General features: G+C 43.3%; 11 protein-coding genes. 10 read left to right on the top strand and 1 reads right to left on the bottom strand.

The features are described from left to right. Positions 1 to 89: 89 nt before the first annotated feature. A complete protein-coding gene (locus RIL182_RS10970; RefSeq protein ID WP_006857462.1) occupies positions 90 to 974 on the bottom strand; it encodes an AraC family transcriptional regulator in 885 nt (294 codons plus the stop codon). Positions 975 to 2068: 1094 nt separating this feature from the next. On the opposite strand from RIL182_RS10970, the gene RIL182_RS10965 reads away from it, so the two are divergent. The 10 genes from RIL182_RS10965 to RIL182_RS10920 all read left to right on the top strand — a co-directional run bounded on the left by RIL182_RS10965 (position 2069) and on the right by RIL182_RS10920 (position 12740). After that, positions 2069 to 3751, top strand: a complete 1683-nt coding sequence (locus tag RIL182_RS10965) for a glycoside hydrolase family 13 protein (protein WP_006858903.1) — start codon at positions 2069 to 2071, stop codon at positions 3749 to 3751. Positions 3752 to 3939: 188 nt separating this feature from the next. After that, complete coding sequence (locus RIL182_RS10960) at positions 3940 to 5577, top strand: Na/Pi cotransporter family protein (protein ID WP_044999512.1); 1638 nt, start codon at positions 3940 to 3942, stop codon at positions 5575 to 5577. 19 nt (positions 5578 to 5596) lie between these two features. Beyond that, positions 5597 to 6442, top strand: a complete 846-nt coding sequence (locus tag RIL182_RS10955) for a DUF368 domain-containing protein (RefSeq protein WP_242655637.1) — start codon at positions 5597 to 5599, stop codon at positions 6440 to 6442. Between the two features lie 143 nt (positions 6443 to 6585). Continuing rightward, positions 6586 to 7578 (top strand): polysaccharide deacetylase family protein, encoded by a 993-nt coding sequence (locus RIL182_RS10950; protein ID WP_118412279.1) that lies wholly within the window; start codon positions 6586 to 6588, stop codon positions 7576 to 7578. A 24-nt stretch (positions 7579 to 7602) separates the two neighbouring features. After that, positions 7603 to 8472: a polymer-forming cytoskeletal protein gene (locus RIL182_RS10945; protein WP_015520458.1), complete on the top strand. Its 870-nt coding sequence runs from the start codon at positions 7603 to 7605 to the stop codon at positions 8470 to 8472. Positions 8473 to 8478: 6 nt separating this feature from the next. Beyond that, complete coding sequence (gene pyrH, locus RIL182_RS10940) at positions 8479 to 9174, top strand: UMP kinase (RefSeq protein ID WP_006858906.1); 696 nt, start codon at positions 8479 to 8481, stop codon at positions 9172 to 9174. Positions 9175 to 9205: 31 nt separating this feature from the next. Continuing rightward, entirely contained in the window at positions 9206 to 9760 is a 555-nt protein-coding gene (gene frr, locus RIL182_RS10935; RefSeq protein WP_006858907.1) for a ribosome recycling factor, read from the top strand. Between the two features lie 115 nt (positions 9761 to 9875). Beyond that, entirely contained in the window at positions 9876 to 10589 is a 714-nt protein-coding gene (locus RIL182_RS10930) for an isoprenyl transferase (protein WP_015560466.1), read from the top strand. A 30-nt stretch (positions 10590 to 10619) separates the two neighbouring features. Next, positions 10620 to 11426, top strand: a complete 807-nt coding sequence (locus RIL182_RS10925; RefSeq protein ID WP_006858908.1) for a phosphatidate cytidylyltransferase — start codon at positions 10620 to 10622, stop codon at positions 11424 to 11426. A gap of 168 nt (positions 11427 to 11594) precedes the next feature. After that, a complete protein-coding gene (locus RIL182_RS10920) occupies positions 11595 to 12740 on the top strand; it encodes a 1-deoxy-D-xylulose-5-phosphate reductoisomerase (protein WP_055193106.1) in 1146 nt (381 codons plus the stop codon). The last annotated feature ends 14 nt before the right edge of the window (positions 12741 to 12754 follow it).

Genomic DNA, 12754 nt, shown 5'->3' with positions numbered 1-12754 from the left:
TTGATAACCCTTATAAATGGTGGTGACATCGTTTATAAGGGTTATTTTATGCTTCGATGTAAAAACATCTGTTTATGACAGGAAATCATCTAAACATTGATCTTCCGCTGAAAAGTTCCCGGTGTCATCCCATATTTTTCTTTAAATTCCCGGTGAAAATAGGACAGATTGTTAAATCCACAGGAGAGTGAGACCTCAAGCGAGGATTGTGCACCCTGTTCGAAGAGTTCTGCTGCTTTCGCCAACCGGACATTCCGTACATATTCCATGGCAGATTCTCCCATATATTTTTTGAAAAACCGCATAAAATGATATTCACTGAAACAGCAGACAGATGCGAGATCTGCGACCGATAACGGGTCAGCATAATGCTGCTCGATAAATTCTAACACAGCTTTTAATTTACTGGTATGTTCATTGGAAAGCTGGGAAAATGCAGAATCCTCCTGGCAGAAAGGGAGCAGGAGAGCAATCAGTTCTAAAAGGAGTGATTTGATCCTTAGCTCGTAGCCGATGGGTTTGGCGTGATAAAGCTGACTGATTTTATGGAATATTGACAGGGCATCCGCATAGACTGGATGTTCTTTTTTTATGATATAGGGCGGGATGATTTTTTGCATCGCAAGCGGTGTGAGATATTTTACTGCGCAGATGTCCGCATTTCCCATGCCAAGATAATTCATATGAAAGACAAATGTCTCGGAAGCCATTGCAGGATCGGTATTGGAATGGATGGAATGAAGAACCAGGGGAGGCACAAATATAAGATCTCCTGCATTGACAGGGTAGGGGCAAAGCTGTATCTGATAAGTGCAGTTTCCGTCTGTGATCATGGTAAATTCAGCCTCTTTATGCCAGTGTGCAGTGACTGCCGGATAAGTGGAGGAAAGATTTGTGATATAACGCTGCAATGGAAATAGCTGTTCGCCGTGTTTTGCTTTTTCTTTTTGGTCTAAAGATAAACTGATTGCCATAAAAACTCCATTCTGCCGGTGCAGATTTCGGTCTGTATATGCGAATCTGCTGCCAGCTTTTTTACTACCTGAAAATACACAATATATCCAAGCATGAGTTGCCCGACAAATGCTGGTTTGTGGGTGATATGAGTTTCCCTGTGTAGGGTGGTTCTGGGGGTTACGATTGGCAAATTGCATCAAGCCGGGACTGTTTTGTTTCGTTGTCCGAAAATAAGAAAGTCTAAGTATGCCTGATTCAGGTTGAGGCGGAGTGACGTGTGCGTCCTAAATGTGCCGTCCGGGCACATTAGGACTTGTGCTGCCGTCCGTGGCAGCACAACACTGTATTGTGAACAGGCATACAAAGACTTTCTAATTTTCTCCCAAAGTCACAAAACGAGTCCTGGCTTGATGCGATTTGCCAGCCACTAAGTTGTGAACCACCCTTCGCCGGAGAACTCATTTTACAACCTTGGGCGGTGCGTAAATTTTTAGTGTTTTTATGTCTGAATCTGTTAAAAAAATATTTCCAAATAACTATGTTTAATAGATTATTATTGGTTTGATAATACTGGAAAATTCGCACCTACGCCCCCAGATTTTGAGATGAACCGCCCACCCAAATGGTGTTCACAACCTGACGATTGGCATCTTGCACAAAGCCTGAGCTGATTTTGTGACTTTGGGAGAAAATTAGAAAATCTTAGTGTGTCTGTAGATACACAGTGATGTTCTGCCACGGATGGCAGAACAAGGCTTCACGAGCCACGGATGGCTCGTTGAACGCCGGTCACGTCACTCCGAGAAAATCTAACTCAGACACACTTAGACTTTTCTTATTTTCGTACAACGGAACCAAAATTAACTCCGGCTTTGCGCAAGATGCCACTCACAGACCTGCGACACACCATTGGGACGGGCGATTTATTTCATAAACAAACCAGCATTTGTCGGGCAACTATGATAGCAGTATTGTACAATATTATCCAACCATAATGCAAGAAAAACGAATAAAAATCAAATATAATATTTACATCAGCTGAAAAAGAAAACAGAATTATGCAAAAAATATAAAAAAGAATATTGAAATAAAATGTGTCAGGAGGAAAAAAATGAAAAGAAAATGGTGGCATGACAAGGTAGCATATCAGATCTATCCAAAGAGTTTTCTGGATACAAACGGAGACGGCATTGGTGATCTGAGAGGAATTATCTCAAAACTGGATTATTTAAAGGAACTTGGAATTGATATCATCTGGCTCTCTCCAATCTACAAATCGCCGTTTGTTGATCAGGGGTATGACATATCTGATTACTATAAAATCGCCGAAGAGTTCGGAACCATGGAAGAGTTTGATGAGCTGCTTGCCGAGGCGAAAAAGCGCGATATGTATATTGTGATGGATCTCGTGGTAAATCACTGTTCCAGTGAACATGAATACTTTAAGGCAGCGCTGGCCGACCCGGACGGGCCATATGCCGATTATTTTTATTTTGTAAAAGGAATAGATGGAAAAGAGCCGAGCAACTACCGTTCTTATTTTGGCGGAAAAGCGTGGGAGCCGGTGCCGGGATCAGATAAATATTATCTGCACATGTTTGCAAAAGAACAGCCGGACTGGAACTGGGAGAATAAAGAAGTCCGCGACAAGATCTATAAAATGATCAACTGGTGGTTAGATAAGGGACTTGGCGGATTCCGCATCGATGCAATCATTAATATCAAGAAAGATACGAGTTTCCCGTCCTATGAACCCGATGGGGATGATGGTCTGGTATCCTGTGTAAAAATGGTTGAGGAGACGGACGGCGTCGGAGAATTTTTAGAGGAGATGAAACATGAGACCTTCGAGAAATATGATGCTTTTACCGTCGGCGAAGTCTTTAATATGAAAGAGGACGAACTGCGGGAGTTTGTCGGAGATGATGGACATTTCTCAAGTATGTTTGATTTCTCCGCGCTTGAGCTGACTTACGGGGAACATGGCTGGTATGACAGCAAACCGGTGGATTTTAAGCGGTGGAGAGAGATTCTGTTTGCGTCCCAGAAGGAGATGGAGGGGATTGGATTCAAGGCAAATATCATTGAAAATCATGATGAGCCGAGAGGTGCAAGCCGTTATCTTCCGGAATATGCGCAGAATGAAATGGGCAAAAAAATGCTTGCTACGACTTCGATTCTGCTGCGTGGAATTCCGTTTATCTATCAGGGACAGGAAATCGGCATGACAAACTGTCATAGAAATGATATTTCAGAATATGATGATATCAGTACAAAAGATCAGTATCAGGTTGCAATCGACGCGGGCTGCACAAAAGAAGAAGCGTTGGCATGCTGCTATGAAAACAGCAGGGATAATGCGCGCACACCGATGCAGTGGAGTGCAGATGAAAATGGAGGTTTTAGCGCACATGCTCCGTGGCTTGCAGTGAATCCGAATTATAAAGAGATCAATGTCAGTGAGCAGGAGGGAAGGGCGGACTCTGTACTTTCCTATTATAAAGAACTGATTACACTGCGCAAATCACCGGAATACGAAGAAACATTTGTCTATGGAAATGTAGAGCCGGTTTACGAAGATACGGATACAGTGTTTGGATTTATGCGTATGGGTAAAGAAAACAGACAGAAAATACTCGTGGCAGCAAATTACGGAAAAGAGGCAGTAAGTCTGCCACTGCCTGGAACTGCCAAAAAACTTTTGCTGTCAAATGCCGGAAGGAGAAAACTGGCAGATGCAGATCATATTACATTAGAGAGCCTTGAAACAGCAGTCGTTCTGCTGAAGGCATAACATTCTATTGTTTACACAAAATTGACAAAAACTTCATAAAAACAATACAGGAAGCGTTAAGAATCCGATATCCCGGTTGACGGTAAAATATACGTCTGATATGTTGAGTGAGTATGTGGCAAAGCGGCAGTAAAGCGCCCGCAGGGACAGCAGAAAAATGCCGTAATAACGAAAAAAAGAGGGATAAAATGGGAGCAAAAGAATTTGCATCATTGTTAGGAGGCTTGGCGCTTTTTCTGTATGGAATGAATATGATGAGCCAGGGGATGGAGGCTGCTGCCGGGAACAAAATGAAACAGATCTTAGAACGCCTGACTACAAACCGGTATCTGGGTGTTTTAGTCGGAGCAGTGATCACTGCGATCATACAGTCATCCTCCGCGACAACAGTCATGGTTGTAGGTTTTGTTAATTCCGGAATGATGACACTGCGTCAGGCGGTGGGAGTGATCATGGGTGCCAATATCGGCACGACGATCACGGGACAGCTGATCGCACTTGATGCCGGAGCAATCGCACCGTTTATAGCATTTTTGGGTGTTGTGATGGTTGTTTTTCTAAAACAGCCGAAGGTAAGAAACATAGGAGGTATTTTAGCTGGTCTTGGTGTTCTTTTTATCGGAATGGAAATGATGAGCACCGCAATGATGCCGCTGCGGGATTCCAAAGCATTTATTGATATGATGACGAAGTTTTCAAATCCACTGCTTGGAATTATGGCAGGTGCCATTTTCACAGCACTGATCCAGTCTTCATCGGCATCGGTCGGAATCCTTCAGGCACTTGCAACAAGTGGGGCAATTTCTTTTTCCGGGGCGGTGTATGTGCTGTTTGGACAAAATATCGGTACCTGTATCACGGCAGTGTTAGCGTCCATTGGTACAGGGCGGAACGCAAAGCGGACGACAATCATCCATCTTTCGTTTAATATCATAGGAACTGCAGTTTTTACCATACTCTGTATGCTGACACCGCTGACATCCTGGGTTGGGGGATTTACACCGGCAAATCCGGCTGCGCAGATCGCCAACATGCATACGCTGTTTAATATCGTAACAACGATATTGCTGTTACCGGCAGGAAATCTATTGGCAAAACTGGCAGAAAAAATTCTGCCGGACGTGGACGAGCCTGAGGAAGGGATGTATTTAAAATATTTAAAAAATACAAAACCGGTGACAGAGGGAAAAATTGGTGTATCAGCGATCAATTTTGAACTGACACACAAAGAGATTGCAAGAATGCTTGAGATTGCAAAGAAAAATGTCGCAGACAGTTTTACGGCATTTTTAAACTGTGATGACGGGTTTATTCCAAAAGTGGAAGAAAAAGAAGAGTATGTGGACTTTTTAAACCGGGAGATCTCCAAGTACATATCCACAAATATGGCGCATGAGTCCAATACACGGGGGAGCAGGATTTTAAGTGCCTATTTTAAAGTGACCAGTAACGTAGAAAGAATCAGCGACCATGCAATGAATATCTGTGGATATTCAGAGTGGCTGAAAGAAAAAGATGTCAGGTTTTCACAGGAAGTACGGGAAGAAATCCTGCAGATGCAGCAGACCTGCGAAGAACTTCTGACTTTGCTTTTAAATGAAAATATGGAGGCACTCGACGAATTAAGCCGTGTCTCAGCACTCGAACAAAAGATGGATGACATGACAGAGGATTATAGAAATCGTATGATGCACCGGATACAGGAAGGAACGGCATCGGGTGAAGGGAGTGTTCTCTACACGGAAATGCTCACGGATTTTGAAAGAATCGGAGATCATGCATTAAACATTGCACAAGAGATGACAGAAGTAAGATTGGCAGAATAACAGGATTTGGAGGATGGATATGTCATTTTTAAAAGAGGTGCTGCGCGGAATTGCAATTGGTGTTGCCAATATCATTCCGGGTGTCAGCGGAGGAACCATGATGGTTTCTATGGGGATTTATGGGGATGTGATCGGGGCGGTAACGGGAATGCCAAAACATTTCTGGAAGAGCGTAAAGTTTTTGCTTCCCTATGCGATTGGCATGCTGATTGGAATCGGCGGACTGTCATTTGCAATCGGATATTTCTTTTTGGAATTTCCATTTGAGACGGCAATGCTGTTTATTGGACTGATCTTTGGCGGAGTACCGCTATTGCTGCCCAAAATCATGGGAAAGCGGATCACATTTTCAGAGACGCTGCTGTTTGTTTTGTTTTTTGGTCTGGTCGTCTGGATGCAGTTCTGGAAACAGGGAACAGATGTTGCCTTAAATCCGGGAATAAAAAACAGTATCTCGCTGTTTGTGGTTGGAACGGTAGCTGCGGCAACGATGGTGATTCCCGGGGTCAGTGGTTCAATGCTGTTGATGTCTCTGGGATATTATACACCGATCATAAACAGAATCAGCGGTTTTTTGGCAGCATTACCGGCTCTTAAGTGGGAGGAGCTGTTCGCCTGTGCAGCAGTGCTCATCCCATTTGGTATCGGTGTGGTGCTTGGAATATTTCTTGTATCAAAACTTGTGGAATATTTATTGGAGAAACAGGAGAGGAAAACGTATTTTGCAATTATGGGGCTGGTCACTTCATCGCCGATTGCAGTGTTATCCGGGATGAATATCGTTTCTATCGGTTTTGGACAGCTGCTGCTTGGAATATTACTCTTTATTGGCGGTTTTTTTATTGCAAACATACTTGGAAAATAAAATAGTACAATAGAAATAAAAATAATCAGACAATAATAAAAAAAGTGCGAAAAAATTAATCAATTTTTTTGCGCTTTTTTATTTGAAAAATAGAAAAATGTGTTACAATAGATAGGTACTAACGATTACCTTGGGGGTATTGTATGCAGGATAAAGATTCAGAAGTACTGAATTACCAGAGAAAGCGGAGAAAGCGGATCACGAAAATCCGATACAGTATCATACTGATTGTGGCAGGATGGATCGTTCTGTCCATGATATTGGTTGTGGTGCTATTTGTGAAGATGACGTCGCTGGAACATAAGCTGGATCAGCTGGTGACAAGCAGCAGTGAGCAGAACACGGATCAGATTAATGCCGGAGCGGCCGCAGATCTGAATGGTGGTGTGATAGCAGAGGAGACAGAGACAACAGAAGAGATGCAGACGGAGATGACATGGGATAAAGTAACACCTCCTGCATCCGGGATTTCCGATGAGGACAATCTGGCATCGGAAGGAGATTTACATAAAGTATACTTAACGTTTGATAATGTGCCATCGGAACACACATCTGAGATTCTGGATGTGCTGCAGGCATATGGCGTAAAAGCTACTTTTTTTGTGAATGGAAACCAGGATGAAGAAATGCTTTCTGTCTATCAACGTATTGTGGATGAGGGACATACACTTGGCATGAATTCGTATTCCAACCAGTATAGTGTGATCTACCAGTCGGAAGATGCGTTCGAACAGGATTATATGACATTGAAGAATTTTTTGAAACAGACCACAGGAGTGGATAGTCTTTACTATCGTTTTCCGGGAGGAAGCAGCAATCTCATCAGTAACGTACCGATGGATTACTTTATTCATTATCTTAATACACAGGGAATTATTTATTATGACTGGAATGTATCGGCAGGAGATGGCGCCTCGACCGCATATACTTCTGAGGAAATAGTTGAAAATGTGACAGATGATGTAGTAAAATATAAAACGTCGGTGGTATTACTGCATGACGGAACGGATAAGTCAGCAACGGTAGAAGCTTTAGGACCTTTGATTGAAGCTTTAGAGGGAATGGGCGCACAAATATTACCGATTGATGAAGATACACAGGTTATTCAGTATGTGAAAGCAGACACAGTGGAATAACTGAGAATAAATGGAGGAATGAACATGGGATTTTTCAAGGATTTTAAAGATGACTTCTCACAGGCAGTCAATGAACTGATGCCTGCAGATGACAACCTGGAAACCAGCACGAACGAAGATGACGTTGAGGTTAATACGTTAGAAGGCGAAGTGGATGTTGAGACAGAACTTTCCAAGCTGGATGGTCTGTTAGAACAGGTGACAAAGCAGGAAGCTGAGAAAGTTGCTGCAGCAAGAAGCGCCGCAGAGATGGCAGCAAGGAATGCAAGTGCCCCGACAGAAAGAGCAGCAGTACCTGTGCCTGCATCTGTACCTGAACCAGAAAGAAATGAAACAGTTTCAAATATTACAAAAGCAACCCAGGAGGAAAGAAAAATGGCTGACAATACAACAGCACCTGTAACTAATAACCAGAGCGCACCGGTATCTGATGAGGTATCCGTAATCACAGAGGGAACGATCATCAAAGGTGATATTGTATCAAACGGTTCCTTGGATGTAAGAGGACAGGTAGAAGGAAATGTGGGATGCAACGGCAAATTAGTTGTAACCGGCGTTGTAAATGGAAACAGCAGTGCATCTGAATTTTTTGCAGACGCTGCAAAGATTGAGGGAGAGGTTGTCAGTACAGGAACCATTAAGATCGGTCTTGGTTCTGTGATCATCGGTAATGTGACCTCTACTTCTGCAGTGATTGCCGGAGCCATCAAAGGTGATATTGATGTACAGGGACCGGTTGTTGTGGATACATCCGCAGTTGTTATGGGTAACATCAAATCACGTTCTGTACAGATCAACAATGGTGCGGTAATCGAAGGATTCTGCTCACAGTGCTATTCTGACGTGGATGTACAGAGCCTGTTCAATGGTAATGCTCAGAAAGGAAACGAGTAATCGAATATGAAGAGAGTATTCTTAAAATTAAGCGGTGAAGCTTTAGCCGGTGAAAAACATACCGGATTTGATGAACCGACTGTCACAGAAGTGGCAAGACAGGTAAAACAGATTACAGATCAGGGCATCCAGGTCGGCATCGTGATCGGCGGAGGTAATTTCTGGAGAGGAAGAACCAGTGAAACCATCGACCGTACAAAGGCAGACCAGATAGGAATGCTTGCAACAGTTATGAACTGTATCTATGTTTCTGAAATTTTCCGTTCCGTTGGAATGAAAACACAGATCCTGACACCATTTGAGTGTGGAAGCATGACAAAACTGTTTTCAAAGGATCGTGCAAATAAGTATTTTGAAAAAGGAATGGTCGTATTTTTTGCAGGAGGAACCGGACATCCGTATTTCTCCACAGATACAGGCATTGTGCTCCGTGCGATTGAGATGGAGGCAGAGGGCATCTATCTTGCAAAAGCAATCGATGGTGTCTACGACAGTGATCCAAAGATCAATCCTTCTGCTGTAAAATACAGCGAAGTATCCATACAGGAAGTGATCGATCGTAAACTTGCAGTGGTTGACCTGACTGCGTCGATCATGTGTATGGAAAATAAAATGCCGATGTTCGTTTTTGGACTGAACGAGGAAAACAGCATTGTAAAAGCCATGACTGGCGATTTTAACGGTACAAAAGTAACCGTGTAACAAAGAACCGTGAAAGGTATGGAGTAAAAATATGGATGAGAGATTAGTTCAGTTTGATGAAAAAATGCAGAAAACAATGAATAACCTGTCAGAGGAGTTCGGAAGCATCCGTGCAGGACGTGCCAATCCGCATGTCCTTGATAAGTTAAAAGTTGATTATTATGGAACACCGACTGCAATTCAGCAGGTGGCAAACGTCAATGTTCCGGAACCGAGAATGATTCAGATCCAGCCATGGGAAGCTTCTATGGTAAAAGAAATCGAGAAAGCGATCTTAACGTCAGATCTTGGAATCAATCCGACAAATGATGGAAAAGTGATTCGTCTTCTTTTCCCGGAACTCACTGAGGAAAGACGTAAAGAACTGGCAAAGGATGTTAAGAAAAAAGGCGAGAATGCAAAAGTAGCAATCCGTAATATCCGTCGTGATGCCAATGATTCTTTCAAGAAATTAAGCAAGTCTGCCGATGTGTCCGAGGACGAAGTGAAAGAGTTAGAGGACGGCGCACAGAAAATGACAGATAAATATATCACTGAGATCGACAAGGCTGTTGAGGCAAAAACAAAAGAGATCCTGACAGTTTAGGGATTTTTGTATAGAACATAGAGGTGAGGACATGACAATGGCGTGTCCTCATTTTCACTTTATGAATGAATGCAGGCACAAAGTATGCAGGTTATGGAAAGGCGTGGTGATTACAATGAAAATTCCGCAGCATGTAGCAATTATCCTTGACGGGAACGGAAGATGGGCAAAAAGTAAGGGAATGCCCAGAAACTATGGTCATACGGTTGGGGCAAAAAATGTGGAAACAGTCTGCAAAGCAGCACATGATATGGGAATTAAATATCTGACTATGTATGCTTTTTCGACAGAAAACTGGAACAGACCGGAGGGAGAGGTGGCAGCACTCATGAAGCTGCTGGAAAGTTATCTGAAGAACTGTATTAAAACAGCAGATAAAAATAATATGCGTGTACGCGTGATCGGGGATACCACACGTTTGAGTGCCCGGTTCCAGAAACAGATCGTGGAGCTGGAAGCAGCTTCTGCAAAAAATGATGGTCTGAACCTGCAGATCGCCATCAATTATGGAAGCAGGGATGAAATGATCCGCGCAATGAAAAAAATGTGTCAGGATATGGAGAATGGTACAAGGCAGGTTTCGGAATTAAATGAAGATCTGTTTGCCTCATATCTGGATACTGCAGGAATTCCGGATCCGGATCTTTTGATACGCACAAGCGGGGAGCAGCGCCTTTCGAACTATCTGTTATGGCAGCTTGCGTACAGTGAATTTTATTTTACCGATGTGCCATGGCCGGATTTTGGAAAAGAGGAATTAGAAAAAGCTGTGGAAGCGTATAATAAGAGAGACAGACGATTTGGCGGACTGGCAGAGGAAGCGAAATAGACCGAAAGAAGAAAGGGCAGGTTTTCATATATGTTTAAGACAAGACTGTTGAGCGGCATCGTGTTGGTGGCAGCCGCGTTAGTACTTATTATCACGGGGGGAGATGTGTTACTCTTTTCGACGTTACTTATTTCCTATATAGGAATGTTTGAGTTATTCCGCATTTTTCATGTGGAAAAAGAACTGCCGGGAATCGTGGGGTATCTTGCGGCGACCGTATTTTACTGTAATCTGAAATGGGCATTTCTGCCGGATCTTATGGTAGTCGTTTTAGGATTCCTGATGGCATTGATGTTTGTTTATGTATTTACTTATCCGAAATATAAGACGGAGCAGATGTTAGCTGTATTTTTCGGTGTGTTTTATGTGGCTGTGATGCTTTCTTATGTATATCAGACGAGAATGCTCACCGCGGGTGCCTATATCGTATGGCTGATCTTTTTGTGCTCCTGGGGATGTGATACCTGTGCGTACTGTGTTGGTATGCTGATTGGAAAACATAAAATGTCTCCGAAGTTAAGTCCGAAAAAATCTGTGGAAGGAGCAATCGGTGGAGTGGTCGGTGCTGCACTTTTAACTGTGATCTATGGCATGATCTTTAAAAATGCGATGGGTGTTACCACACAGCATGTATGGATCATGGCAGCGATCAGTGCGGTTGGAGCGTTGATCTCCATGGTAGGTGATCTGACTGCGTCTGCAATCAAGAGAAACTATGAGATCAAGGATTATGGAAAACTGATCCCGGGACACGGCGGTATCCTGGATCGCTTTGACAGTGTGATTTTTACGGCGCCGATGATTTATTTTCTTGCAGCAAATTTTATTGTATTGTAAACAGAGGATATTAGTGTGAAAAATAAGCTTGATAGCTTATTTTTCGCACGGCTATTTGTTTCTGAGCAAAACAAATAGCTTTGATGGCAAGGCATAAAAAATATGCCTCCGAGAATTTGAGATTCTCGTCGCCTCTTCGCAACAAGTTGCTTAGAAAAGAGGATTTGTATGAAAAAAATAGCAATCTTAGGCTCGACAGGTTCAATCGGAACACAGACACTTGATATCGTAAGAGAACAGAAAGATATCGAGGTCGTTGCACTTGCGGCAGGAAGTAATATTACATTATTAGAGCAGCAGATCAGGGAGTTTTCCCCGAAACTGGTATGTGTTTTCAAAGAGGAAGCCGCAGAAGCATTAAAGATTAAAATTGCGGATACGGACACAAAAGTGGTTTCAAAGATGGAAGGACTGATTGAAGTCGCAGTTCATCCGGAGAGTGAGATCTTAGTTACCGCGATCGTTGGCATGATGGGGATCCGTCCGACAGTTGCAGCAATCAAGGCTGGCAAAAAAATTGCACTTGCAAATAAAGAGACACTAGTGACGGCAGGACACATCATCATTCCGCTGGCAAAAGAATATCATGTGCCGATCCTTCCGGTGGACAGTGAACACAGCGCGATTTTCCAGTCACTGCAGGGCAATGAGAGCAACCGTATTGAAAAAATCCTTCTGACGGCATCCGGCGGACCATTTCGCGGAAAAAACGCGGAGGATCTTGCAGAGATGAAAGTGGAGGACGCCTTAAAACATCCGAACTGGTCGATGGGAAGAAAAATAACAATTGATTCCTCGACACTGGTCAACAAGGGACTTGAGGTCATGGAGGCAAAATGGCTTTTTGGTGTGGAATTAGATCAGATCGAAGTGGTCGTTCATCCGCAGAGTGTGATCCATTCTGCGGTGCAGTATGAGGATGGAGCAGTGATTGCCCAGCTTGGAACACCGGATATGCGTCTGCCGATCCAGTATGCACTCTATTATCCGGAGCGCAGAAAAATGTCAGGAAAGAGACTGGATCTTTTTGAACTGGGAAGTCTGACGTTTGAACGGCCGGATACAAAGACCTTCCGGGGACTGGCGTTAGCATACGATGCAATGAGAAAGGGTGGCAGTCAGCCAACCGTATTTAATGCGGCGAACGAGCGTGCAGTGGCAATGTTTTTAGACCGTAGGATCAGCTATCCGCAGATCACGGAGATCATTGAGGACTGCATGGAGCATGTGGCATATATCAGCGATCCGACTTTAGATCAGGTATTAGAAACAGAGCAGGCAGTATACGAATATATCGGGCAGAAATGGGCTTAGAGGCAGAATGGAAA

The organism is Roseburia intestinalis L1-82 (assembly GCF_900537995.1).
Lineage (GTDB): Bacteria > Bacillota > Clostridia > Lachnospirales > Lachnospiraceae > Roseburia > Roseburia intestinalis.
This window is presented reverse-complemented; position numbering and strand designations above follow the sequence as displayed.